The organism is Paenibacillus barcinonensis, assembly GCF_003217495.1.
GTDB lineage: Bacteria > Bacillota > Bacilli > Paenibacillales > Paenibacillaceae > Paenibacillus > Paenibacillus barcinonensis.
Genome location: NZ_QJSW01000027.1, coordinates 42,241 through 67,574, shown reverse-complemented (window position 1 = coordinate 67,574; position 25,334 = coordinate 42,241). Strand labels below are relative to the sequence as shown.

The following is a 25,334-nucleotide window of genomic DNA, read 5'->3' as shown; positions in this document are numbered from 1 at the left end:
AAGACCCCTTGAAGACGACGAGGTAGATAGGCTGGGGGTGGAAGTGCAGCAATGCATGGAGCTGACCAGTACTAATCGGTCGAGGGCTTATCCAAATAGCAAGCTAATGAGCGTGAGTTTCGTTTCGAATCTAGTTTTCAGAGAACAACACTCTGAACGAAGTGAAAATCGGTACATTACCGAGTGTGTGTATGATTTTCAGTTCTCTAATGGATATGGAAAGAAGATAAACTTCAATCCAATCGCGTTTGGTGGCGATGGCGGAGGGGTTCCACACGTACCCATCCCGAACACGACCGTTAAGCCCTCTAGCGCCGATGGTACTTGGACCGCAGGGTCCTGGGAGAGTAGGACGCCGCCAAGCAAAGAACCACTGCCGATGATATTCGGTGGTGGTTTTTATTTTTTTCATATATTAGGCGCTTACATCTTCGTTATGTGAAGGTAACATTTTTGTTACGGATGGCAGGGGTAAAACCAGTATAATAGGACTATGTTAAATATGCTAAAAGTACCTGACCGAAGAGCTGGATTGTGCAGCTGTGAAAAGGAGGGTGTGTGTGTTAAGTTGGCGGAGAGTTGGACTTCATTCCATACTGTTGTTTTGTCTGGCAGTGGTTCTTGCAGGCTGCGGTGAAGCTTCAGGATCTGTATGGACATCTTATGAAGGTGCGGTTAACGAGAAGAGTTTTCCGGTACCCAAAGTAGCGAATAAATCTGACCAGTCCGAAAATAACTCGGATATGGATTATGTTCGATATACATTGTCTGGAATTAATGAAGGTATGAGCCTACCTGAGGTTTATCTTGACGAGATTAAAAGTTGGGGATGGACGGAAAAACAGACTAAACGTTCTTCAAACACTTCCAGTAACCTGCATGTTTTCTCGAAGGAAGGCCATATCGTACAATTAGCTGTGCATGATGGTTCTTTTACTTTAATGGTTCCTCGAAATGAAGCAACACAAACGACAGTTAAGTCCCTGGGTGAAGATGATTGATTGAATTCATGATGTGATGTAACAATTAACATTGTAATGTTCCTATATAATGAATGTCCTCTTCGATATGATGAGGGCTTTTTATTTTTTTATGCTGTAGGGGAAGAGAAGGGCTCCCCCGTAGCTATATTTTAAGGCAGAGTAATGGTGGAGCTGGAGCAAAGAAAAGAGGAGAGCAGAGCAGAATCAATGCTGTGGATAAGAAGAGACGTAAGATCAGAGAATGAAATAAAGGTTATCCACTGTGGATAACCTTTATTGGATGGTATAGGGTAATCTCATGATGAAGGTATAGCTTGAAATCGGATTTAACCTACTGAAGATAATAAGAGACATCCTGGTCGTTTAATTTAATGAGCCCATCTTTACGTTCACGGGCGAGGATGATTATGGCGTAGAACCGAGGACCAAGCATCCAGAGGTGCCAGAATAGCAATGACAGCGTGAATGAGACTGGTGACCATAAGAGACAGATTGTAATGATACATAATCCGATCCAGCTCATGTTCAGATGAACACGGGCAAACATGCGATAACTAAAATGCTGATCTGGCACATAACCGAACCAGGGCATGCTCAGATTCCAGCGCCAGCGCTTCGTATAGGAGGTACGTACGAGCAGCAGTATAGTTCTGGCGATGACATAGTGAATCCATAGGGTAATCGGCCCTGCCAGTAAAAAGAAGAAGAGGCCGGTCCAGGAGAAGGCTAGCAGATTAAAAAAGAGCATCATAACGGGTAAACACAGGTAGCTGTATATGACACTGCGGGCAATAGATTTTTTTTTCAGAAGACGGTACTGATAAAAGGTTGCCTTATTCTCCGGTTCGGCGATCATACGATTATAAATCCTCCTTCAGGTTCATGTTAATTGTAAGGGATGCGCATATGTATTTGGTGATGTAGATGATAGGTTTGGAAAACTTTGATATCGTTATCATATCTTATATATCGGCTGTAATTCCAAGTTTTTTTAAGATTTTATTTTGAGTTATGAATTGTGGCAAGGTTGTATAGAGGCATAACGCTGTATTCTGAAGGGAGATGCGATGTCGTATCACTTGTAGATAATATTTGAGCATAGAAGTTTGTTGTAACTTTTCGGTACAGACACCTATAGAGGGGAAAGCGAATATATATATTTTATAGAAAGAAAGCACTATGAAAATGTTTAAAATAATAGAAACTGTGCAATACTGATAGTAAACGTAAAACAAGGTGGGATGGTTCATGGAAGAACATGCCGAACACACATGTATTATATGCGAACAGAGGAAGAGAGAAGGCATTTTTATTGTATCTGAATTTATATGCGATACTTGTGAAGCAGAGATGGTTCATACCGATGCGCAGGATGCGAAGTATAATTTTTTTATTCATCAGATGAAACAGATCTGGGTACAAAAGAACGCTTGAACTGATTGCCAACTAATCGTTTGATGGAGATTTCTTTCTCTAAACGTAAACGTTAGAAGTGCATATGCTGTTGTCGCTAAATTGAAGGGCCTATAGGGCCTTTTTTTGTTATGTGATGGGGGGATATCTTGTGTGGCCTGTATAGAAGGCGTATGCTGATGATAAAGAATGCAGGATCATGATGCACGAAAAAGAATAACATTCACAGGATGGTTAACGTATGAACGAAAATAATAAATCAAAGGTTGGCAAAGAGAAGGCCCCTATATATGAAGCGTTACTTGCGTATCGTAATTCGAAGCAGCGTTCATTTCATGTGCCAGGGCATAAAAATGGACAAGCCTATCATCAATGGATTCGACCTGCGCAGAAAGATGCAGAGCCGAAGCAAACATGGACAGGCGTGTTCACTGAGGAAGAAATGGTACCCGTCCGTCCCTATCTGGAGATGATGGAGATGGACGTGACAGAAATCACCGGCACGGATGATCTTCATCATCCAGAGGGAGTCATCAAGGAAGCGCAGGAGCTGGCGGCGGATTGCTTTGGTGCGGAAGAAAGCTTTTTTCTTGTGGGGGGCAGCACAGCGGGCAACCTGTCCTTACTGCTGACGATATGTGATGAGCCGGAGAGCATTGTGTTGGTTCAGCGTAATGTGCATAAATCAGTCATTCACGGATTAATGCTGGGGGGCGCAAGGGCGGTATTTCTGGAGCCATGGGTTGACCCTGGATCTGGACTTGCTGTCATGCCGTCGATTGAGACGGTTCAGGCTGCTGTCCAGAAGTATCCTGAGGCAAAGGGTGTATTTGTCACGTTGCCGAATTACTATGGCATGGGCGCAGATTTGACGCCAATTGCCGAGCTTTGCCACGATGCTGGCATGCCATTGCTCGTGGATGAAGCGCATGGCGCGCATTACGGGCAGCATTCGGAGCTGCCTGTCTCTGCACTGTCCTGCGGAGCAGACGGTGTGGTGCAGTCGACGCACAAGATGCTGACCGCATTCACCATGGGAGCCATGCTGCATATTCAGGGACCGCGCTTGGACCGGTCCCTGCTGCGGCAGCGCCTGGCCATGGTGCAAAGCTCGAGCCCATCGTACCCGGTGATGGCTTCGCTTGATCTGTCGCGCCGGCTGCTGCATGTGCACGGCGCAGAGGTTTTCACGGCAGGTCTTGCTGCCGTGAAAGCCTTTAAGCGCGGCTTGGCGGAGCTGCCGCGCTTCCAACTGCTGCAGCCTGCGGATGAGTCGCTGCAGCAGGGGCCGCTGTGCGGCCATGAAGTGCCTGCGGCGATGCCTGGCAGCGCAGGATATACCGCTCAGGACCCATTCAAGGTCGTCATATATGACGACACAGGGGTACTGAGCGGTTATGGGCTGCAGCAGCAGCTGGAAGCCTGCGGCTGCGTGCCCGAGATGAGCGACGAGCGGAACGTCGTGCTGCTCTTCAGTCTTGGCTCGACCCTGGAGGATGCCGAGCAACTGCTAGGGGCTCTACGACATGTAGACGAGTCCTGCGTAGCTGAGCATTCGCCAACGTCATGCAGGTCTGAACATATTGTTGCCGATAACAATCGACCAAAATATGTTTCCACGTGGAACATTACAGAACAAAATCAATCTGTTTCGGAGCCTGTAGTTTTCTCACTTCAACCGATCAAGGAGACAGACACGATGGAAATACCTATTGAAGAGAGTGCAGGCTGCCGAGCAGCAGAGATGGTTATTCCGTATCCACCGGGAATTCCTCTGCTTTATCCTGGAGAGCATATTAGCACCAAAGCAGCGGTAAGAATACAGACTTTACGCGAAGAGGGAGCAAGGTTTCACGGCATATCTGATCCTACAGCTCGCACATTAAAGGTCATGAAGCAACGTTCATGATGTAGAGAATAAAGTAAAGTTCACTAGTGCTCGGCAACAGCAGGATCAGATAGCATGCTGAGCATAACTTCATCCTGAAATAGTGCTGTAAATCTTGTTCTTGTTAAATTCCATCAATAATCGAGCAGCGATCTGCCTTTACAGCTAGTTGAGGTTATAACAGGGGGCTTTACCTGTTTTATGTAAAGTAATAAATGCCCTGGTTGAGAAAGGTCTTACGTTTCATGTTGGAGGTATAGTATGATAGAAAGAAAACAAGCTTGTATTATTTTATTGGTATTAAATGCAGTTGTTTATGATACACCTCTGGGCTAGTGGCATCATATTCTGGTGTAAGAGGGTCTAGGCAATTGCATAATAGCCTTGAATTGATGCAGCTATGAATACAGAAAGCAGGGAAGCATATGCAGGGCAGAGGTAAATTCATTACGCTGGAAGGAGGAGAGGGCTCAGGGAAAACGACGATGATCGGTAGAATCGGTTCTTATTTTGAGAAGCGGGGTATACCTTATGTAGTCACACGGGAACCTGGCGGGATTGAGATTGCAGAGAAAATACGCAGCATCATCCTTGACCCTCTTCATACGGCGATGGATGCCCGAACCGAAGCACTGCTCTATGCGGCAGCACGAAGCCAGCATCTGGCGGAGAAGGTAGAGCCTGCGCTGCAAGCTGGCAAAACGGTCATCTGTGATCGGTTTGTCGATAGCAGTCTGGCCTATCAAGGATATGCCCGCGGCCTCGGAATAGAGAATGTCTGGGCGATTAATCGTTTTGCCATTGGAGATTTGATGCCGGATGTAACCCTCTATCTCGATATTGAGCCGGAACAGGGACTTGGGCGTATTGAGGCACATGATGGTCGTGAGGTCAATCGTCTGGATCTGGAGAATCTGGAGTTTCATCGTAAAGTACGTGAGGCATATTTCCTGCTACAACAGCAATTTCCAGAGCGCATTCAAATGATAGATGCTTCACAGGCTCCGGATGAGGTGGAGAAAGCAATGATTTTGTCGCTGGAGAGCGGGATTTTAAAGGATTTTGACAAGTAATTGTCTAATATATAGACATGGCATTTTGCTAAAAGTGCTTATTCTAAAGGAGGTTATGCAGGATGAAACTGATTGTTGCGATTATACAGGACAAAGACAGCAACCGATTATCCAGCGCATTGGTCAAAGCGAATTTTCGGGCAACCAAGCTTGCCAGTACGGGTGGATTTTTGAAGGCAGGCAACACGACGTTTATGATCGGTGTCGATGATAGTCAGGTCGAATCCGTCATGAACGTTATTCGCAGCAGCTGTAAGGTTCGTGAACAGCTCGTAACTCCGGTTACACCAATGAGCGGAACGACCGACTCGTACCTGCCGCTGCCTGTTGAAGTTCAAGTCGGTGGAGCAACCGTATTTGTTCTTCCGGTAGATCGTTTTGAGCATTTCTAATCGGTTTGTGCATGAAATCCATGAGTGTTTTTCATTATCAATAGCATGATTGCATCTTGCAAGATGATAACGAACGATGTAAAAGGACGTATCCTGTATGCATACGTGTCACTTATGGAGCGCCCTTCTTGATGGCAAGAACCGACCGACTCTCTCCAGAAGAAGACTTTACTCCGCCGGGAGTGCCTTCTTTTGGGAGAGGGAACCTACAACACAACCATGTATTAAATCATTTTTCTCTACCATTATATATACAGTGCATTCAAAACATATAAGGTTCATCTTACGCACAGGCGCAGCGCGCTCTGTGCTGATGTGCGATTGGCCTAACATTTGATAGAAAGCAGGCGCATTCATGAAAATCAATCCTGGATTCAGGCCGATACAGAGTGGAATCAATACGAATGATTCCGGCTCCAAGCCGGTTCAATCCAAAAGTTTCTCTGATATGATGAATCACCAGGGGGAACGAGCTTCACAGGCAGAGCTTAATCGCCGTTTAAGTGAAATTCAGCTTCAGGGTGAACGCTTGACTCGTTCGATGACGATCCGTGAGCTGAAGGCTTACAAGCAGCTAGTCAAAAGATTTCTTGAAGAAACGGTTCGCCGTGGTGTTACGATGAGGGAAACGCGGGGTTGGGATCGCCGGGGCAGAGGGAAGCGATACAAACTGATCGACGAGATTGACTCGGCTCTGTTATCTATGGCGGATGAATTGCTGGATACAGAAGAAGGCAAGATCACTCTCTTACAACAAGTAGGAGAAATTAGGGGGATGCTTATTAATTTAAGCTTTTGAGGAGGAAGTATGTCCTTTCAACAGATTAAGGGTCAAGAGGCAGCAAAGAAATTGTTACAGAGCAGTTTGAGACGTAAGGCAATCAGTCATGCATACTTGTTTAGTGGTCCGCCCGGGAGCGGACAGCTGCCAACAGCTCTAGCATTCGCCAAGGCGATCTTCTGTACAGAGCTTGAGGATGACGCCTGCGGACAATGTCTTGAATGTCGCAAAATAGAACATGGAAACCACCCGGATCTGACGATGTTGGCACCGGATGGAAATAACATTAAAATAGATCAGATTCGCGATTTACAGCGTATTTTCTCTTACCGATCAGAAGCGGGACACCCCAAGGTGTACATTATAGAGCAAGCGGAGAAAATGACGGTTCAGGCGGCAAACAGCCTGCTGAAATTTCTGGAAGAACCGCAGGTGCCGGCAGTGGGTATATTGCTTACAGATAACGTTCAAGCTATGCTGCCTACGATTCGCTCTCGTTCCCAACTGGTGCCGTTCAGTGCGCTGAATCCGGAGGAAATGCTTCAAGTTCTAATGGAAGAACAGTATCCTGCAAATCTGGCGCGGCCTGCTGTCCATTTAGCGTCAGGACTGGAAGCATGTAGAGAAATTCTCCAGCAGAATTGGTTTGCAGAAATTAGAAACGTAATGTTACAATTAGGGAAGGAGTCCCTGGGCAGAGGAAGCACATCCTTGATCTCGGCACAGCAGAAGCTTTTTAAAACAGGACTCTCGGAACATCTGGACATGCTGCTTAGTCTGTTCCATTTATGGTTCAGGGACATGTTGTATGTTCAGTATGGTAGGCATGAACATATCGTTTTTATAGATCAGTTAGACATGCTGTCTCAGTTGGCAAATACCCGCAGCACGGAGCAGTGGGTCTCCTATATGGATTTGGCCGCGGCATGCAGAAAAAAATTGCGTTTTAATGTCAATGGCCAGCTTTGTCTGGAGCAATTTTTGATCGGTTTGGCATAAGGCTGGAGAGCATCATGTGAGTTCCAATCCTATGCAAACGGTTATAACTTCGGCAGGTTCCCTAAAGAAGTCAGGGCTTCAGACGAAGTGGGGTTGGCTTACAAGGGGGTTAATTTTTTGTACAGTGTAGTGGGTGTCCGTTTCAAAAAAGCGGGCAAAATTTATTACTTCGATCCCCTGGACCTTCCTATCGAGAAAGAAAGCTGCGTGATCGTGGAAACGGCACGAGGGGTTGAGTACGGTAAGGTTGTCGTGGGTAAGAAGGAAGTAGGCGAAGCTGATGTGGTACTGCCGCTAAAAAAGGTTATCCGCGTTGCTGGTGATACAGATGCCCGCGTAGTGGATGAGAACAAGCGTGCAGCCAAGGAAGCTTTCGGCACTTGTTTAAATAAAATCAGAGACCATGGCCTCAAAATGAAGCTGGTTGATGTGGAATTTACGTTTGATCGCAATAAAATCATTTTTTATTTTACGGCAGAAGGAAGAGTAGATTTCCGCGAGCTGGTCAAGGATCTGGCCAGCATCTTCAGGACACGAATTGAACTGAGACAGATTGGTGTCCGTGATGAAGCTAAAATGCTCGGTGGAATCGGACCTTGCGGACGGGTATTATGTTGCTCCTCCTGGCTGGGAGACTTTGAGCCGGTATCAATCAAGATGGCTAAAGATCAGAGCCTGTCACTGAATCCGACGAAAATTTCAGGGTTGTGCGGAAGACTTATGTGCTGTCTGAAATTTGAACATGATAATTATGAAAGTGTGAGAGAAGAACTGCCGGCTGTAGGCAAACTGGTCATCACTTCAATGGGTGAAGGTAAAGTTGTCGGAATTAACGCAGGTAACCGCACGGTGCATGTTCAACTGTTTGACATCAGTAAAGTCAAAGAACTTCCGCTGGATGACGTCGTTATCAAGTAAACCATAAAGGTTGCTTCGGGGTGGAAACTTGGAAAAGAAAAATCTGTTTACACACATTCATGAAATGGAAACCCAAATGGGTCAGTTGCACGGTGATTTAGCAGAATTAAAAATGATTGTAAAAGAGCTACTGGAGGATAATCAGCGGCTTACCATTGAGAATGAGCAGTTACGCAAGCTGCTGAAGCGTGAAGCGCCGGCCGATCTGCCGATCTCCTCTGCGCTTGCACCTGTAGCTAGACCGGCTGGACCGGCTACAGGTGAAGATGTAGTAGGTGAGGGGTACGATAATTTGGCCCGGCTGTATCATGAAGGCTTCCACATCTGCAACGTCTATTATGGACATTTGCGGACGGAAGGCGATTGTCTGTTCTGCCTGTCTTTTTTGAATAAATGAAATGGCCGTAGGGATTCCCTACGGTTTTTTTTCAAGGTTATAAACGTTATAGAATACCGGAGGATGAGTGTAACATATGACAGACCATGAAGTGATTTTACAGGAGTCGGAGCGAATTGATGATCTGCTCTCTCATGACTTGCAAATTATTCAGAGCGATGAGGTGTTCAGTTTTTCCATGGATGCTGTATTGCTTGCACGTTTTGCTTCCGTACCGAAACGCGGGCGTGTTCTCGATCTATGTACAGGTAACGGCGTTGTGCCTATTCTGCTGACAACACGTACGCAGGCAAGCCTGGAGGGGATTGAGATTCAGCCGAGACTGGCTGATATGGCACGCCGAAGTGTGCAGCTGAATGAGCTTGAAGCATCCATCCTGATTCGTGAGGGAGATCTGCGGGAACTGGTGAATGAGACAGGGCATGCCGTGTACGATGCAATTACTGTTAATCCACCCTACATGCCTCTGAATGGGAGCGATCTTAAAACGAACACACATCAGGCTATGGCACGTCATGAAATTGGCTGCACCCTGGAGGAAGTGATTCAGGCCTGCAATCGTCTTGTGCGAAACGGGGGAAAAGTATCCATGGTTCACCGCCCGCAACGCTTGGGTGAAATAATATCCTTGATGCGTCAGTACAAGCTGGAGCCCAAACGTATTCGTATGGTGCACCCGCGTGCACATCTGGAAGCAAATATGGTACTGATTGAAGCGATGAAGGATGGCAAGCCGGAGGTACGTATGCTGCCGCCGCTTATTGTTTACAATGAACAGGGGAATTATTGCGATGAGATTATGGACATTTATTATGGTCAGCAACAGACTGAGCGTACAAAGGAAGGAGGTAAATAGATGACACTGCATGTTCAAAAAAGCTTCAGTGAACCGTTCGGTACTGCGGGTAAGCTTTATCTGGTAGGCACGCCGATTGGCAATCTGGAGGATATGACCTTCCGTGCCATCAAGACATTGCAGAGCTGTGATATTATCGCCGCAGAAGATACACGCCAAACGAGAAAGCTACTGACCCATTTCGAAATCACACCTTCGATGCTGTTCAGTTATCATGAGCACAATAAGAGTGCAAGTGGTCCTGAATTGATACGCTATATAATAGAAGGAAAAAATTTGGCACTGGTTAGTGATGCGGGATTGCCGGCCATTTCAGACCCGGGTTCCGATCTGGTGAGGCTTGCAATTGAAGCGGGAATTACCGTGATTCCGATTCCCGGTCCGAATGCTGCATTATCCGCCTTGATCGTATCCGGGCTACCAACCGAGCGATTTACGTTTGGTGGTTTTTTGCCACGGGAGAAAAAGGACATTCGGAAGGTGCTGGAATCCTTTAACGAGTCCAACGGAACGCTTTTGTTCTATGAATCCCCGCATCGTATTCGTAAAACATTAATGCATCTGGAGGAGATTCTGGGTGATCGTTCAATTGTACTAGCGCGCGAGTTGACTAAACGGCATGAGGAATTTGTAAGAGGCAATTTGCAGGAGTGCATCGAATGGCTGGAGCAGCACCCGCCTTTGGGCGAATATTGCTTGTTGGTGGAAGGGATTCGGGAAGAGGAGCGTAAGGCTGAACGGGAAGCATGGTGGCAGGTGCTTTCACTGGAAGAGCATGTAGCGCACTATGAGAATGAAGGAAACAGCCGGAAGGATGCAATGAAAAAAACAGCAGGTGATCGCGGCCTGACTAAACGAGACGTATACAACGCGCTGATTGAATAAAAGACAGGAATAAATAATTTTACTAAATATGGGGTAAATGACCTGAAGATAAGCTTAAATTCAACCTTAAAAAAACCTTAAAATGGAAAATAAAAACACAATAAATTGTGAAAAATATGTGACTGCTTTTCATATTGAGGTAGAAAAAATCCCTCCAGCGGTGGGGTACACACCGGGAGGGACATCAAGGAATATAAAAAGGTTAGAATTAACGATATAGATAAATCCAATATACCTGTTTTTTTATTTTGCTACTGGTGCAGGAATTTCAGAGATACATTCGTTACAAACGATTTTACCTTTGAAGTATGTTACGTTCTCTGCGTTACCACAGAAGATACAAGCCGGCTCGTATTTTTTCAACATGATGCGCTCGCCGTCTACGTAGATTTCCAAAGCATCTTTTTCACCAATACCGAGCGTACGACGCAATTCGATTGGAATAACTACCCGTCCCAGTTCATCCACTTTTCTTACAATACCTGTTGATTTCATCATTATAATCAGTGCTCCTCTCAGCTAACTATCATTGTCATTATTCGACATTATTTTATGTTTTATGATACTCATCATACCAACGATTCCCAAAACAGTCAACCTTAAAATTAGCTTAAAATAAAGGGGATTTTAGTTGAGTTTGCTGGTAGTAAGGGATTGCGCGTAATATTTCGCATTTAAACATGCATGTAAGATTTGTCGATTTGGAAAACGTTAAAACACCTTTATTCGACAATATTCGTCAAAGTGTGTCGAATCCTTGATGAAAAACGAAGCTAAACGCGGTAATATCTATAACAAGAGAAATTTTAAAAGGAGTGAATGGATATGGAACATCGTCTGACGGAAGAAAAAGTATTCAAAGATCCGGTACATAATTACATTCATGTGCAAGAACCGATTATTTGGCAACTGATCAACACACCCGAATTCCAGCGGCTACGCCGCATACGTCAATTAGGGACGTCCTATCTTACTTTTCACGGGGCAGAGCACAGCCGCTTTTCCCATTCCTTAGGTGTATACGAAATTACACGCAAAATTATCTCTCAGTTTGAACGAAGTCATTATTCGGATTGGCCGAAGGAAGAGAAGCTTTTGACACTTTGTGCTGCACTGCTTCATGATCTTGGACACGGGCCTTTCTCTCATTCCATTGAAGAGGCTTTTGATATGCATCATGAAGATTGGACTTGCCGCATTATCCAGGGGGATACCGAAGTAGGGGCGATTCTAAGACGGTACGCTCCTGATTTTCCAACGAAAGTAGCTTCTGTCATCCAGAAAACCTATGATAAACCGATTGTTGTAAATCTGGTGACCAGTCCGCTTGATGCTGATCGAATGGACTACCTGCTCCGAGATGCATATTTCACCGGGGTGAATTATGGTACCATCGACTTGGACCGAATTCTTCGCATGCTTCGTCCGTATCATGGACGGATTGTCGTGAAAGAGTCGGGCATGCATGCTGTCGAGGATTATCTCATGTCCAGATATCAGATGTACTGGCAGATATACTTTCATCCTGTAACGCGCAGTTCCGAAATTATTTTGCGTCAAATTTTCAAAAGAGCAAAGGAACTTGTGAAGCAACAGTTCTCATTCCGTTTCATGGTGGAGCCACTGCCTCAGCTGTTTGATGGAGAAATCTCGGTTGCCGAGTATCTGCAGCTTGATGAAGCATTGATACAAACAGCCTTTATGCAGTGGCGTAAAGAGGACGATGCTGTTCTCAGCGAGCTGTGCGAGCGTTTTATGGATCGCAAGTTGTATAAATATGTGGAGCTTGAACAGATCGACCTGGACAACATTGAAGAGATTCGGGAGGCATTTGTTCACGTAGGACTGAATCCCGAATATGATCTTGAGATTGATTTTCCAACGGATAATCCATATGATGTGTTTCGTCCAGATCAATCTACAGATAAACAGATTCTTCTGTTGGATCGGCAGGACAAACTAATTGAGTTGTCAGAGGTATCCGATATTGTGCGTTCAATCAGCGGACTTCATCTGGGGAAACATCATCTGTACTACCCGCAAAACAAGGTGGATGCCATTCTGCATGAATTGCCGTCCCATATACGCCCCTATTTTCTGTAATTCTGAGTGATGCAGCAGGGTAAACATTTTGATATCGAAAGACTTTCTAAGAGAGCTATTTTACATGATACATTAATCTGCTTTAATGGGGAGTAAATGTAGATCGACATAATTTTGTAATTGTAGTGAGGAAATGTACGCTTTCACACACGGATTAGATGCAAGATGTTGATTTGACTTTTCAATTTCCTTCTATATATAGTTGCTTGAGTGTTGAAAATGAAAATATAGAAATGATGACTTGTCCCAATCAATTTGTATCATAAAAAAAGATTTTTTAACGTCTGATACAGAAAAAAATTGTAATAAGTATTTCGACATGAAGGGAGAACTAAACAGCATGTTATTCGACACACATACACATCTGGATGCACCACAATTCGACGAAGACCGGGAGGATATGATCCAGCGCGCTGTAGATGCAGGCGTCACGCGTATGATCAATGTTGGCTTCAATCGGGAGACAATTCCGACAACGATGAAGCTGGCGGAAACGTACGATTTTATCTATGCAGCGGTTGGATGGCATCCGGTGGATGCGATCACAATGCAGGAGGGCGATCTGGAATGGATTGCATCATTGTGTAAGCATGAAAAGGTAGTAGCTATCGGTGAGATTGGTTTAGATTATCACTGGGACACTTCACCCAAGGAAGTGCAGCACCGCGTATTACGACAACAAATTGCATTAGCCCGTGAGTTGAAAATGCCTATTGTTATTCATAATCGGGATGCTCATGAGGATATTGTCCGTATTTTGCGTGAAGAAAAGGCTGGTGAAGTTGGCGGAGTTATGCATTCATTCTCAGGCAGCTGGGAAACAGCGAAAATGTGTCTGGATTTAGGGTTCCATCTATCCTTCGGCGGGCCAGTCACTTTCAAAAATGCGAAACAGCCCAAAGAGGTGCTTGCGAAGGTTCCAATGGATCGTTTTTTCCTGGAAACGGACTCCCCTTATCTTACACCCCATCCTTATCGTGGAAAACGAAATGAAACAGCGCATGTACGTCTGGTTGCCGAGGCAGCTGCGGAAATTAAAGGCATTTCGGTGGAGGAAATTGCTGCAATTACTACCAGAAATGCAATGGAACGATTTGGGATTGGATAAGAAATCGAGCAAATGCGGTGAAAAAGAGAGTTAATGAGAGTTAATCTGCTATCCGCTTCGTATAATTAAAGAATATTACAATATTTTAACCAAATATTTAGAAAAACGTACTTGATCCATGCTTTACAACATGCATCAAAACAGGATATCATCTTTTCAGTGAATTGTTGTGCGGAAAATTGGACAGATGTTCGGGGGATGAACAAAGGGACACTTTCCGATAAGACAACAATACTTTCATGAATCAATCTCGCTGAGTCTCCGTTATCGGAGAGCGGGGGAACCAATAGGGCTTAAACATCGGTGATTGAAGCCGATGCGCATCGTTCGCTGACCCAAAAGCAGCGAATGGATCTGCGAAGCCGTATTTGATTTCTTCTTTGGGTCTCGGGGTGAATTCAAGGGCGTCCGCCATGAGCGGGTGACCTAAGATAGGGCGGCTCTCTTTCGCCCGAACCCGACAGCTAACCTCGCAAGCGGAAAAAGAGAGGCAACCTCGTGCATGAATTTCCGATATTCAAAATCATTCGGAAGCCACGAAAGAGTCTCTTAGTACTCTTTCTTTGGCTTTTTTTGTTTTGAATAAAAGAAATAACGTCATTCTACGGCAAGCATTCAGGAGATGACATCATGTTGCGAAGAGGGGTTCATGGTGCAGAACCGGTCATTACCTCTGATCTGTGTTCTGTAGGAAAATTTGGTATAGTCACGTCACATACATCATGCATTACTTTAGACGGCGAGGCTATGAAGGAGGACGGAGAAGTGGGCACATTCCAACCAGAAGAGACCCATGAGTCACGATCATCCAGTAAGTCTTTCGCGTTGCGGTGGAAGCATGAGAACTTGCGTCAAATGGCATTGATCGCGATATTCTCAATTGCGCTTGCAATCATGATCTTGTTAGTCGTTTACGGTCAGGCCGGGAAGCAAATTTCACTGGTTATTGACGGCAAAGCTCAAGTGGTAGAGACTCGTACAGGAATGCTTCAGGAAATGTTGGAGGAGCAGTCAATCACAGTCAGCCCTCACGACAAGGTATCCATGCCCATAAACGGGGCGATTACAGATGGAGACCGAATCGTTATCGAGCGGGCCGTTCCAGTAAAAATTACGGCAGACGGAGACACCAAGACTCTGTATACAACCGATTCATCGGTACAAGATGTAATTAAGCAATCAGGTATTGAAGTTGCAAATCATGATAAAGTGTACCCAGCGCTCGGAACCGCAATTAAAGCGGATATGAAGATTCGTGTAGTGCGTGTAACAAAGCATACAGTGGATGTGAAGCAGCCGATTGCGTACAAGGTTGTTAAAACGGCAGATCCCAGTTTGTTTAGAGGGGATAACCGTGTAGTTGTAAATGGTAAAGAGGGCACACTTGTGCAGCATATTGAAAAGGTATTTCAAGATGGAGAACTCGTCTCCAAAAAAATGGTGGGCAAAACGATCGCGAATAATCGTGTAGATAAGGTCATCGCGATAGGTACGAAAGCCAAACCGGTTGTGAAAGAGCCTGAGGTTCAATTGGTATCGGCCAAAACCTCAAGCAGCAAAGCAACAACAACGAACTCGACGAAAACATCTGCCTCGGGCAGCAAGGTGATTACGGTCTCCGGGACTTCTTTTAAATATTCCAAAGTGTTGAAAAATGTATCCATGACTGCCTACTCTTCCGAAGAGCCGGGTATCGGTACGAAAACAGCTTCTGGTACTCGTGTAACAGAAGGACGCACCATTGCGGTTGATCCTAAAGTCATTCCTATTGGCTGGTGGGTGTACATCGAAGGTCTTGGCTTCCGACGTGCGGAAGATACAGGCGGAGCGATCAAAGGGAATAAAATAGACGTTTACTATGACAGTGTGAAGCACGCCCTGAATTTCGGACGTAAAAAAGGCAAAACGGTCTACGTGATTGGCCCGGTGAAGCCGGAAGCGAACTAAAATCGTTTTACTTTGAAATGGGAATGCTATAAAATAGTTGCATGAATGATTCATGCGGAATATGCGGCGGAGGGGTCTGAATTCAGTCTCCTCCGCCGTTTGGCAGAGAAGAGGATACTCCTCTTCTTTTTGCGTTAGAAAGGAAGAAACGAAACATGATTAAAGAGGTTATTGTGGTGGAAGGTCGTGACGATACAGTAGCGATCCGCCGGGCGGTTGAAGCAGACACGATTGAAACAGGGGGATCGGCAATTAATCAGCGTGTGCTGAAGCGAATCGCACTTGCTCAGGAGAGACGAGGTGTAATCATCCTGACAGATCCCGATCATGCGGGAGAGCGAATCCGCAAAATTATTGCAAATAAGATTCCAGGCTGCAAGCATGCATTTATTCCAGAGGCAGATGCAACGCGTAAAGGCGATATTGGGGTTGAGAATGCATCTCCAGAAGCCATTCGTCATGCACTGGCACGCGTACACACTTCCTATGAGGGTGCACCTGCTCTTATTGATTGGGAGGATCTGATTGATGCGGGGCTGATTATTCACCCACAGGCGGCTGCACGACGGATGGAGATGGGCAATCTGCTCGGAATCGGATACTGTAACGGCAAGCAGTTCCACAAACGACTGAGCGTATTTCAGATCACAAGAGAAGAGTTCTCCGCTGCACTGGCGCAAATTGAACGTGAAGGAATGTGAACTTATGAAGGACATGGATCAAACCATTGAAATAGCAACACCGAAACGTACCAAGGAGATTATCCAGAAGCATGGATTCTCCTTCAAAAAAAGTCTGGGTCAGAACTTTCTGATTGACCAAAATATACTGAATAAAATTGTCGGTGCAGCCGATCTGGATGAATCCAAGGGTGCGCTGGAGATCGGGCCGGGCATTGGGGCGCTCACAGAGCGTCTGGCTCGTGCTGCAGGTCCGGTTACGGCGGTAGAGATTGACCAGCGCCTGCTTCCGATTCTGGGAGAAGTGATGGAGCCTTATCCGAATGTACGGGTGCATCACGGAGATGTGCTTAAGCTGGACCTGGCTGAGCTGTTTGCGACAGACTTTGCTTCAGTCGATAAAGTCAGCGTTGTTGCAAACCTGCCTTATTATGTAACGACCCCGATTATGATGAAGCTTCTGGAGGAAAAGCTGCCGGTGGACAGCATCGTGGTCATGATTCAGAAGGAAGTGGCTGAACGAATGGCAGCTGCACCAGGCTCGAAGGATTACGGCAGTCTGAGCATTGCCGTGCAGTATTACAGTATGCCGGAACTGGTCTGTGTGGTGCCGCCTACTGTATTTATCCCGCAGCCAAACGTAGAGTCGGCGGTAATTAAGCTGAAGGTACGTGAGCAGCCGCCCGTGCAGATTCCAAACGAGAAGCATTATTTCGAGGTCGTACAGGCTTCTTTTGCCCAGCGCAGGAAAACAATCTCCAACAATCTGAAAGCACGCTTCTTCACGAAGGAGAACAGAGAGCAGGCAGATCAGCTGCTGGAACAGGCAGGGATTCAGCCTGCTCGGCGCGGAGAAACATTAAGCTTGCAGGAGTATGCGACCCTTAGCACCGTCATGTGGGAAGCCGGGGTTCGCGGCGGTCTGTAAATTCGAATGAACCAATCCGGGTCTTTGCCCATACGATGGGGTAGAGGTGATTATGTTGATGAATATCGGAGACTTGGTCGTTCGGAAGTCATACGGTGGCGATGTGACTTTTCGGGTAGAGGGACTTCAGACGGATGCTGCGGTCATTAAAGGGACTGAGTTCCGGTTGATGGCAGACTCCCCGGTGGACGATTTAATACAGGTTCCATACGAACCACAGAATGCGAAGACAAGGCAGGCACATATTAAAGCGCACCAGACGCTCTCACGACTGCAGCAGAACCGGATGGAGCAGGCGGAACGTAATCGGGAAGGTTTGATGCAGGAGTGGGCTACCCAGCAGGAACCGGCTTATTTTGAAATGCCGGGTAAGGTGCTGCATCTGGATGGAGATCCGAACTATCTGAAAAAGAGCATGAACCTGTATGAGCAGCTTCGCGTTCCTGCAGAAGGGCAATATGTGCATGAATCTGCCATGGCAGATACGCTATATCGACTGCTACCCAAAGTTCGTCCTGATATCGTGGTGATCACAGGTCATGACGGTGTATTAAAGACAAGGCAGCCCTATGATCTCTACAGTCTTGGAAGCTACAAAAACTCGCAAAATTTTGTCTCGGCTATTCAAGTGGCAAGGCAATATGAGCGACATCTGGATGCCCTAACTATTATTGCTGGAGCATGTCAGTCTCATTTTGAGGCATTGCTGCGTGCGGGTGCGAATTTCGCCAGCTCTCCTGGCAGAATTCTCATCCATGCGCTCGATCCGGTCTACGTGGCCGCCAAAGCTTCGTTTACGTCTGTTCGGGATACTGTGAACATGAATGATGTGCTGCACAATACAATCAGCGGTATTCAAGGTGTAGGTGGTGTAGAAACCAAGGGCAGCTACCGGGTAGGTTTGCCGGGTCTCAACGATTTATCCACATTAAAAGTAAATCCTTCCGCAGTATAAAGTCGATTTAGAGAGGGCCCTGAAAAGGGCTTTTTTATTTGCGAAAAAATTCATTGACAACAACTTTTTACTGCTGATATAATATTTAGCTTTGATTTGACAATGACTGTAAAATACGGTATAATGGACAAGAAAAGAGGTGGACGTCTACAATGGCTAAAAATACGCTGTTGGATATCAAACGCAATCTCGATGCACATATTGGTCAGAAAATTACGCTGCGGGCTAATGGTGGCCGCCGTAAGACAATTGAGCGTACAGGTGTATTGGAAGAAACGTACCCTTCTGTTTTTATTGTAAAGCTTGATGAAGAGCAAGAAACCTTCAAGCGAGTATCATACAGTTATGCGGATATACTTACGGAGTCTGTAGAGGTCATGGTTTTTGATCCTGGCAGCGAGACGAACTCCTTTATGGAGACGTAAGCATCGGTTTACAGGCGGCTCACCCCTAGAGGGTGGGCCGCTTTTTATATGCGGCGATAATCAAAGAATGATGATCGTTCAGGAACGGCATACTAACGGAACAGGTCATGGAGAGATACCTCAATCTTATATCAGGCAGATCAGGACCTGGGGATTACTGCTTTTCGGGATTTAGAACGGCCTTATCACCTCGATAACATATCACTTAACCGATGGAGGAGGATCATTCATGAGTCGTGGCAGAAGAAGGAGTGTCATGTCGGAGGAACTGAAGTATGAGCTGGCGAAGGATCTCGGCTTCTATGATACTGTCCAGCGGGAGGGCTGGGGCGGTATCAAGGCCAAGGATGCCGGTAACATGGTGAAGCGGGCTATTCAGATGGCCGAGCAGGCAGCGCGTAAATCGTAGTCAGTGTTCATCAGATTGGAGAGCGGGGAATATTTCATCTGGGATACCCCGCTTTTTCCCCGTAGATGCGGAATAGAAATGACTTGACAGTCCCATTTTGATATAATATGTTAAGTTGTCTTAGGGAAAAGGTGAGGACGGGTGAACGCCTTGAAAATTTACGAAAAAGCGCCAGCTAAAATTAATTTGATGTTGGATGTCCTACATAAAAGAAGTGATGGATTTCATGAAGTTGAAATGATCATGACGATGGTGGATCTGGCTGATCGGCTTGAGATGTCGGAACTACCGCGTGATACCATTGTGATCTCCAGTCAGGCAGGATATATCCCGCTGGACGAGAAGAATCTGGCTTTTCAGGCAGCCAGACTAATCAAGGAGCGTTACAACGTACGTACAGGGGTTCATATTCATCTCGACAAAAAAATTCCGGTGGCTGCCGGTCTTGCCGGTGGAAGCAGTGATGCAGCAGCAGCACTTCGCGGCTTGAACCGTCTGTGGCGGCTGAACATTCCAGATCAGGAATTGCAGGAACTGGGTGCCGAGCTGGGGTCAGATGTGCCGTTCTGTATTACAGGTGGTACGGCGCTTGCAACAGGACGGGGCGAGAAGCTGACCCCTATACCTAATCCGCCGCAGTGCTGGGTTATTTTAGCCAAACCTCCAATCAATGTGTCGACCGCAGATGTATATGGACGTTTTCGCAGCGACAAGATTGTTCGGCATCCTAGTGCCGCCAAAATGGAGCAGGCGATTCGCAATCAATCCTTCACAGAGGTCTGCAGTCAGATGGGCAACGTGCTGGAGGATGTGACCTTGAAGCTGTACCCGGAGGTGCAGCATCTCAAAAATGCGATGATTCGTCTTGGTGCAGACGGGGTGCTGATGTCCGGTAGTGGCCCAACCGTATTTGGACTTGTGTCGAAGGAATCCAAAGTGGCCCGGATTTATAACGGCCTTCGTGGCTTCTGTAAAGAAGTTTACGCTGTACGGATGTTGACGTGAAATTTACTTTTATAATGTACAAACACGTATAAAGGTGGTATATTTTTAAATAATTATTCGGATTTGGATGTTTCCGTGATCGTGAGGATGGATCTCTGTGAAGAAGTTAAAACGAAGCGCAAGGCTGGTTGAAATGACGCAATACTTATTGTCGAGACCACATACGGTGATTCCGCTCACCACATTTGCCGAACGTTATGGTGCTGCCAAGTCGTCAATCAGTGAGGATCTGGCCATTATTAAGGAAGTGTTCGAAGAAGGTGGGTCAGGAGAACTGCATACACTGGCAGGAGCTGCCGGTGGAGTGAAGTGGATTCCGAAGGTGCCTGTGGAGCATGCTCTTGCTTTTGCTGAGCGTCTGTCTACACAGCTTGCACAGCCGGACCGGATTTTGCCGGGAGGTTATCTGTATATGTCAGACCTTCTGGGCCAGCCGGCTCTGATGAATGAAGCGGGCAAGATTTTTGCAACGGCTTTTGGCGATATGAACATTGATGTAGTCATGACGGTGGAAACCAAGGGAATTCCGCTCGCATATGCGACTGGAGCCCAGCTTAACCTTCCTGTTGTGCTCGTTCGCAGGGACCATCAGGCTACGGAGGGATCGGCCGTAAGTATTAATTATGTGTCGGGGTCCCACAAAAGTCTGCATACCATGTCCCTATCCCGCCGTGCAATGAAAGAGCATTCCCGTGTGCTGATTGTGGATGATTTCATGAAGGCCGGGGGGACGGTTCAAGGTATGATTGATCTGCTTGCGGAGTTTAATGCAACGGTAGCCGGTGTAGGCGTGCTGGTGGAGTCGGGTTCAGTGGACTCCGAGGAGCGTCTGCTGACGGATTATGTATCTCTCGCGAAGCTGACAGCAGTTGATGCGAAAAGCAGACACATTTCTGTCTCGCCAGGTAACTATTTTGACCTGTAGAATCATGGCGAATAACATGTCGGGAAAGGTTCTTTTCCATCGACCTGGCACTAACGTTGTCGAATTGTGTATTAAATAAAAAAATTCCTGATATTAGGATATTTTTATGGTCATAAAAGAAGGAGTTCGTATAGGCTGTGTGGAATTATACACCAAGTTCTGATGGAAAAAGGTGGTGAACACACACATGCAAATTACGGATGTCAGACTCCGCCGCGTTAACTCGGAAGGGAGAATGAAGGCTATCGCATCCATTACCATCGATAATGAATTTGTCGTACATGACATTCGTGTCATCGATGGTAACAACGGAATGTTTGTTGCAATGCCGAGCAAGCGGACTCCTGACGGAGAGTTCCGTGATATCGCCCACCCGATCTCTTCCGGTACGCGTGAAAAGATTCAGGCAGCAGTACTAACTGAGTATGATCGTGCAGCGACTGAGGAAGAAGTCATTGAAGAAGGTGCCTGAGAACATTATTGGGGTTCGAAGGAAAAGAGAGCCATGTCTTATGGCTCTCTTTTCTTTTTGACCGGAATAAGATATATTCAGTATTGAGTTTATTCAAAAGAGGACCAGAGCGCATATTGCGTTTGGTTGCAGAGCGGCATCTCAGGAATCGTTGGGATTCAGTTTAGCCCGCAAGGCACACGGCGTTACATTGAAGTCACGAGTTGCTTGTGACTGCGTTGTTATGCGTGATTACAGCGTCAGCAGGCGATGAACAAAACCGGCTTGAAGCCGGCTGAACGATACTCACTTGGAGACAATAGGATACAGAATCCAAGGGGATTTTCAGAACAGGAGGTCGTTAATTTTGAAACGCATGGCAATTGTTCTGGCCGCAGGTCAGGGCAAACGAATGAAATCGAAATTGTACAAAGTGCTGCATCCCGTATGTGGTAAACCTATGGTCGGACATGTGCTGGATGCAGCACTTCGCGCAGGCGTGGAACGCAGTGTGGTTGTTGTCGGACATGGAGCCGAAGCGGTGCAGTCATTTTTAGGTTCCAGAGCAGAGTACGCGCTACAGGCGGAACAGCTTGGTACGGGACATGCCGTGAAGCAGGTGAAATCGCTGCTTGGCAATGAAAGTGGATCAACCATTGTGGTTTGTGGTGATACTCCGCTCGTTACAAGTGAAACGCTGGAAGGTTTGATGAAGCTGCATGAGGAAAACGGAGCAGCTGCAACAGTACTTACCGCTGAGCTTGAACAACCTAAAGGATATGGACGTGTTATCCGCGGCGAAGACGGTTCCGTTCAGCGGATCGTAGAGCAGAAGGATTGCACACCACAGGAGGATGCTGTTAAGGAGATTAATACAGGCACGTACTGCTTCGATAATGCCAAGCTGTTTGCAGCACTGGAGAAGGTAACGAACCAGAACGCTCAAGGCGAGTATTATCTGACAGACGTGATCGGCATCTTCAAAAATGAAGGTGAAGTGGTTGAGGCGTATATGTCTGATGATATTGCAGAGTCCATCGGAGTTAATGACAGACTTGCACTTTCACAAGCAGAAGCATATATGCGTGAACGTCTGGCCGTGCGTCATATGCTGAATGGTGTAACAATCATTGATCCGTCATCGACATATATCGGAGCAGATGTTACGATTGGAGCAGATACAGTATTGTATCCGGGAACCGTTCTTAAAGGTACTACATCTATCGGCGCAGCCTGCCATATTGGCCCCCATGCGGATATCGAGGACAGCATCATACAAGATGGTGCAGCGATCAAACATTCCGTGGTGTCCAAGTCAGAGATTGGTCCCGATGCAACGGTAGGCCCATTTGCTAATTTGCGTCCAGGTACAAAATTAGGCCGAAACGTAAAAATTGGTGACTTTGTCGAAGTGAAAAATGCTACAATTGATGAAGGCTCCAAAGTGTCCCATCTTAGTTATATTGGGGATGCACAGGTAGGCAAGAACGTAAATGTAGGTTGCGGAGCAATAACGGTCAATTATGATGGTTATAATAAAGCTGTGACAACGATTGAAGATAATGCCTTTGTAGGCAGTAATGTCAATCTGATTGCGCCGATTACAGTTGGTAAAGGTGCATATGTTGTTGCGGGCTCCACGGTTACACATTCCGTTCCTGAGAATGATCTGGCGATTGCTCGTGCACGTCAGGAGAACAAGGCCGGTTACGCGGAAAAAATCCGCGGGCGTGCCAAAGCCAAGAAACAAAACGCTAAACCCGAATAAAGGGTTTTGATAACCACCACCTCCCGGTATACGGGAGGTGCCGACATGTCGCAGACGCTTATAGATTCCAATGAACCAGCACGGAGGGTTTTTATTTTATGACTTATTTTGACTCGAAACTAAAAATATTTACTTGCAATTCTAACCCCAAGCTTGCCCATCAAATTGCTGACTATATCGGGATTCCTATGGGTGAATCTCATACAACCAGCTTTAGCGATGGCGAGATTCAAGTGAAGCTCTCCGAGAGTGTTCGCGGCTGTCACGTATACATCGTACAGTCCACTTGCTTGCCGGTTAATGACAACCTGATGGAAATGCTCGTCATGATTGATGCACTGAAACGTGCATCTGCCAAAACAATTAACGTTGTAATTCCGTATTATGGCTATGCACGTCAAGACCGTAAAGCACGTTCGCGTGACCCGATTACGGCGAAGCTGGTTGCTAATCTGATTGAAAAAGCCGGGGCAACTCGTGTGATTGCGATGGACCTGCATGCGATGCAGATTCAAGGATTTTTCGATATTCCGGTTGACCATTTGCTTGGAGTGCCGATCCTGGCACAATATTTCCGCTCGAAACAGATTGAAAACCCGGTTGTTGTGTCACCTGACCACGGTGGTGTCGTACGTGCGCGGAAGCTGGCTGATTTCCTGAATGCGCCACTCGCGATTATTGACAAGCGTCGTCCAGAGCCGAATGTCAGTGAAGTGATGAACATTATCGGTAACATCGAAGGAAAAACAGCGATTCTGATTGATGACATCATTGATACTGCCGGAACGATTGTACTGGGAGCCAATGCTTTGATGGAGGGCGGCGTGAAGGAAGTATACGCTTGCTGTACTCACCCGGTATTGTCTGGGCCTGCAATGGAGCGTCTGGAGAATGCACCGCTGAAGGAAGTCATCGTCACAGATACGATTCCAATTACACACGCCAATCCGACAAGCAAGCTCAAAGTGTTGTCTGTAGCGCCATTGCTTGGGGAAGCGATTATCCGTGTTCATGAGGAATTGTCCATCAGCAAGCTGTTCGAAATTGAATAAGATGTCTGCATAAAGTAGTAGAGGGGTTACGTCTTCCGGTTGAACGGAAAATGTAACCCCTGTCGGCGTGCCGTTTTTGATTAGGATGATCAAAGGGTGCCTGCGTGCATTAATATCCCGGGCGGGAAATAAAGCGGAAGCGGCGTCTGTGAAAAAGTGTATCGGCAATTTCGACAAATTGACTATCGAAACGGGTAATCAAACCGATCTCGATATGTGTGTCACGGTCATACACCTGTACAGGCACATGATGCTCCAGATGATAAATAAAGTCACTATGTTGAGTCAGTTGTCCGTTATCTTCGCGCAAAACCCGCTCACCTTCCTGGGTGGATAAATGTTCGATACGTGCTTTCCTGATATTATATGAAATATAACATTCGAAGTCTATGCCTCACCTCAGGCTAAACCGAAGGAGGGAATATGATGAAGTGGATTGTCGGACTTGGAAATCCAGGCTCGAACTATGCCAAAACGCGGCATAATATCGGTTTTATGGCACTTGATCGTTTCGCAGAACGCCATAACATTGCTGTGACGCAAAACAAATGCAAGGCTCTGATCGGAGAGGGCAACATCGGTGGCGTCAAAACGGTGCTGATCAAACCGATGACGTTCATGAATCTTTCTGGTGAATCCGTAAGGGCTTATATGGATTTTTATAAAGTGAGTCTGGAAGATCTGATCGTTGTGTATGATGATATGGATACCGAGATTGGTAAGGTGCGTTTGCGTTATCAGGGTAGTGCAGGCGGACATAATGGAATCAAGTCCATTATTCAGCATACAGGTACACAACAGTTTAACCGGGTTCGTATGGGAATATCAAGACCTGACCCGGGACATGCCATCGTGGATTATGTGCTGTCTACATTTATGAAGAAGGAAAAAGAAGCGCTGGAGCAGACGATTGAGCAGACATGTGATGCGCTGGAGTACAGCCTGACGAATACGTTTGAGCATACGATGGCCAAGTTCAACGGTTAATATCGT

28 protein-coding genes, 2 rRNA genes and 1 riboswitch are annotated in these 25,334 nt (G+C 46.3%); of the genes, 27 read left to right on the top strand and 3 right to left on the bottom strand.

Features of this window, described 5'->3' with window-relative positions; genetic code table 11:
* The 3 genes from DFQ00_RS25365 to DFQ00_RS25355 all read left to right on the top strand — a co-directional run.
* Nucleotides 1–95, top strand: a 23S ribosomal RNA gene (locus DFQ00_RS25365); the annotation flags it as partial.
* Nucleotides 96–247: 152 nt separating this feature from the next.
* Nucleotides 248–364 (top strand): 5S ribosomal RNA (gene rrf / locus DFQ00_RS25360).
* Between the two features lie 196 nt (nt 365–560).
* Nucleotides 561–1,001 carry a hypothetical protein gene (locus tag DFQ00_RS25355; RefSeq protein ID WP_110899247.1) on the top strand — a complete coding sequence of 147 codons (441 nt, stop codon included), beginning with the start codon at nt 561–563 and terminating at the stop codon, nt 999–1,001.
* Between the two features lie 313 nt (nt 1,002–1,314).
* Here DFQ00_RS25355 and DFQ00_RS25350 read toward each other — a convergent pair whose 3' ends face one another.
* Nucleotides 1,315–1,839: a hypothetical protein gene (locus DFQ00_RS25350; protein ID WP_110899246.1), complete on the bottom strand. Its 525-nt coding sequence runs from the start codon at nt 1,837–1,839 to the stop codon at nt 1,315–1,317.
* 392 nt (nt 1,840–2,231) lie between these two features.
* Between DFQ00_RS25350 and DFQ00_RS25345 the strand changes: the two genes are divergently transcribed.
* From DFQ00_RS25345 to rsmI, 10 genes are all read left to right on the top strand, one after another.
* The gene (locus tag DFQ00_RS25345) at nt 2,232–2,417 is read left to right on the top strand and encodes a sigma factor G inhibitor Gin (RefSeq protein ID WP_110899245.1); all 186 of its coding nucleotides are present in this window, start codon (nt 2,232–2,234) and stop codon (nt 2,415–2,417) included.
* 220 nt (nt 2,418–2,637) lie between these two features.
* Nucleotides 2,638–4,305: an aminotransferase class I/II-fold pyridoxal phosphate-dependent enzyme gene (locus DFQ00_RS25340; RefSeq protein ID WP_110899244.1), complete on the top strand. Its 1,668-nt coding sequence runs from the start codon at nt 2,638–2,640 to the stop codon at nt 4,303–4,305.
* A gap of 404 nt (nt 4,306–4,709) precedes the next feature.
* A complete protein-coding gene (tmk, locus tag DFQ00_RS25335) occupies nt 4,710–5,357 on the top strand; it encodes a dTMP kinase (RefSeq protein ID WP_110899243.1) in 648 nt (215 codons plus the stop codon).
* A gap of 62 nt (nt 5,358–5,419) precedes the next feature.
* Nucleotides 5,420–5,749 carry a cyclic-di-AMP receptor gene (locus DFQ00_RS25330; protein ID WP_047914178.1) on the top strand — a complete coding sequence of 110 codons (330 nt, stop codon included), beginning with the start codon at nt 5,420–5,422 and terminating at the stop codon, nt 5,747–5,749.
* Nucleotides 5,750–6,104: 355 nt separating this feature from the next.
* Entirely contained in the window at nt 6,105–6,548 is a 444-nt protein-coding gene (locus DFQ00_RS25320) for a YaaR family protein (RefSeq protein ID WP_110899241.1), read from the top strand.
* A 9-nt stretch (nt 6,549–6,557) separates the two neighbouring features.
* Nucleotides 6,558–7,529 (top strand): DNA polymerase III subunit delta', encoded by a 972-nt coding sequence (gene holB, locus DFQ00_RS25315; RefSeq protein ID WP_110899240.1) that lies wholly within the window; start codon nt 6,558–6,560, stop codon nt 7,527–7,529.
* A gap of 117 nt (nt 7,530–7,646) precedes the next feature.
* Nucleotides 7,647–8,447, top strand: coding sequence for a PSP1 domain-containing protein (locus DFQ00_RS25310; protein ID WP_110899239.1), 801 nt, complete (start codon nt 7,647–7,649; stop codon nt 8,445–8,447).
* Between the two features lie 28 nt (nt 8,448–8,475).
* Nucleotides 8,476–8,844 carry an initiation-control protein YabA gene (locus DFQ00_RS25305; protein WP_110899238.1) on the top strand — a complete coding sequence of 123 codons (369 nt, stop codon included), beginning with the start codon at nt 8,476–8,478 and terminating at the stop codon, nt 8,842–8,844.
* Between the two features lie 76 nt (nt 8,845–8,920).
* Complete coding sequence (locus tag DFQ00_RS25300) at nt 8,921–9,700, top strand: tRNA1(Val) (adenine(37)-N6)-methyltransferase (RefSeq protein ID WP_110899237.1); 780 nt, start codon at nt 8,921–8,923, stop codon at nt 9,698–9,700.
* Nucleotides 9,701–10,585 (top strand): 16S rRNA (cytidine(1402)-2'-O)-methyltransferase, encoded by an 885-nt coding sequence (rsmI, locus tag DFQ00_RS25295; RefSeq protein WP_110899236.1) that lies wholly within the window; start codon nt 9,701–9,703, stop codon nt 10,583–10,585.
* A 243-nt stretch (nt 10,586–10,828) separates the two neighbouring features.
* On the opposite strand, the gene DFQ00_RS25290 is transcribed toward rsmI, so the two are convergent.
* Nucleotides 10,829–11,083 carry an AbrB/MazE/SpoVT family DNA-binding domain-containing protein gene (locus tag DFQ00_RS25290; RefSeq protein WP_017691383.1) on the bottom strand — a complete coding sequence of 85 codons (255 nt, stop codon included), beginning with the start codon at nt 11,081–11,083 and terminating at the stop codon, nt 10,829–10,831.
* Nucleotides 11,084–11,410: 327 nt separating this feature from the next.
* On the opposite strand from DFQ00_RS25290, the gene DFQ00_RS25285 reads away from it, so the two are divergent.
* The 13 genes from DFQ00_RS25285 (at nt 11,411) to DFQ00_RS25225 (ending at nt 24,341) form a co-directional block, all read left to right on the top strand.
* On the top strand, nt 11,411–12,688 hold the full coding sequence (locus DFQ00_RS25285) for an HD domain-containing protein (protein ID WP_110899235.1): 1,278 nt from the start codon (nt 11,411–11,413) through the stop codon (nt 12,686–12,688).
* Between the two features lie 340 nt (nt 12,689–13,028).
* Entirely contained in the window at nt 13,029–13,796 is a 768-nt protein-coding gene (locus tag DFQ00_RS25280) for a TatD family hydrolase (RefSeq protein ID WP_110899234.1), read from the top strand.
* 241 nt (nt 13,797–14,037) lie between these two features.
* Nucleotides 14,038–14,291: riboswitch (cyclic di-AMP (ydaO/yuaA leader) on the top strand.
* Nucleotides 14,292–14,561: 270 nt separating this feature from the next.
* On the top strand, nt 14,562–15,743 hold the full coding sequence (locus DFQ00_RS25275; RefSeq protein ID WP_110899253.1) for a 3D domain-containing protein: 1,182 nt from the start codon (nt 14,562–14,564) through the stop codon (nt 15,741–15,743).
* Nucleotides 15,744–15,898: 155 nt separating this feature from the next.
* Nucleotides 15,899–16,444: a ribonuclease M5 gene (gene rnmV, locus DFQ00_RS25270; protein ID WP_110899233.1), complete on the top strand. Its 546-nt coding sequence runs from the start codon at nt 15,899–15,901 to the stop codon at nt 16,442–16,444.
* Nucleotides 16,445–16,448: 4 nt separating this feature from the next.
* Complete coding sequence (gene rsmA / locus DFQ00_RS25265) at nt 16,449–17,351, top strand: 16S rRNA (adenine(1518)-N(6)/adenine(1519)-N(6))-dimethyltransferase RsmA (RefSeq protein ID WP_425271058.1); 903 nt, start codon at nt 16,449–16,451, stop codon at nt 17,349–17,351.
* A 58-nt stretch (nt 17,352–17,409) separates the two neighbouring features.
* Nucleotides 17,410–18,306, top strand: a complete 897-nt coding sequence (gene yabG, locus DFQ00_RS25260; RefSeq protein WP_110899232.1) for a sporulation peptidase YabG — start codon at nt 17,410–17,412, stop codon at nt 18,304–18,306.
* Nucleotides 18,307–18,458: 152 nt separating this feature from the next.
* Nucleotides 18,459–18,731, top strand: coding sequence for a biofilm formation stimulator Veg (gene veg / locus DFQ00_RS25255; RefSeq protein WP_110899231.1), 273 nt, complete (start codon nt 18,459–18,461; stop codon nt 18,729–18,731).
* A 229-nt stretch (nt 18,732–18,960) separates the two neighbouring features.
* On the top strand, nt 18,961–19,140 hold the full coding sequence (locus tag DFQ00_RS25250; RefSeq protein ID WP_110899230.1) for a small, acid-soluble spore protein, alpha/beta type: 180 nt from the start codon (nt 18,961–18,963) through the stop codon (nt 19,138–19,140).
* Between the two features lie 150 nt (nt 19,141–19,290).
* Nucleotides 19,291–20,145, top strand: coding sequence for a 4-(cytidine 5'-diphospho)-2-C-methyl-D-erythritol kinase (ispE, locus tag DFQ00_RS25245; RefSeq protein ID WP_110899251.1), 855 nt, complete (start codon nt 19,291–19,293; stop codon nt 20,143–20,145).
* A gap of 97 nt (nt 20,146–20,242) precedes the next feature.
* A complete protein-coding gene (purR, locus tag DFQ00_RS25240) occupies nt 20,243–21,070 on the top strand; it encodes a pur operon repressor (protein ID WP_110899229.1) in 828 nt (275 codons plus the stop codon).
* Between the two features lie 187 nt (nt 21,071–21,257).
* A complete protein-coding gene (gene spoVG / locus DFQ00_RS25235) occupies nt 21,258–21,542 on the top strand; it encodes a septation regulator SpoVG (RefSeq protein WP_017691372.1) in 285 nt (94 codons plus the stop codon).
* 355 nt (nt 21,543–21,897) lie between these two features.
* The gene (glmU, locus tag DFQ00_RS25230) at nt 21,898–23,289 is read left to right on the top strand and encodes a bifunctional UDP-N-acetylglucosamine diphosphorylase/glucosamine-1-phosphate N-acetyltransferase GlmU (protein ID WP_425271059.1); all 1,392 of its coding nucleotides are present in this window, start codon (nt 21,898–21,900) and stop codon (nt 23,287–23,289) included.
* Nucleotides 23,290–23,387: 98 nt separating this feature from the next.
* Nucleotides 23,388–24,341, top strand: coding sequence for a ribose-phosphate diphosphokinase (locus DFQ00_RS25225; protein ID WP_017691370.1), 954 nt, complete (start codon nt 23,388–23,390; stop codon nt 24,339–24,341).
* 109 nt (nt 24,342–24,450) lie between these two features.
* Here DFQ00_RS25225 and DFQ00_RS25220 read toward each other — a convergent pair whose 3' ends face one another.
* Complete coding sequence (locus DFQ00_RS25220; RefSeq protein ID WP_110899227.1) at nt 24,451–24,651, bottom strand: hypothetical protein; 201 nt, start codon at nt 24,649–24,651, stop codon at nt 24,451–24,453.
* 116 nt (nt 24,652–24,767) lie between these two features.
* Between DFQ00_RS25220 and pth the strand changes: the two genes are divergently transcribed.
* Nucleotides 24,768–25,328: an aminoacyl-tRNA hydrolase gene (gene pth / locus DFQ00_RS25215; RefSeq protein ID WP_110899226.1), complete on the top strand. Its 561-nt coding sequence runs from the start codon at nt 24,768–24,770 to the stop codon at nt 25,326–25,328.
* Nucleotides 25,329–25,334: the final 6 nt, after the last annotated feature.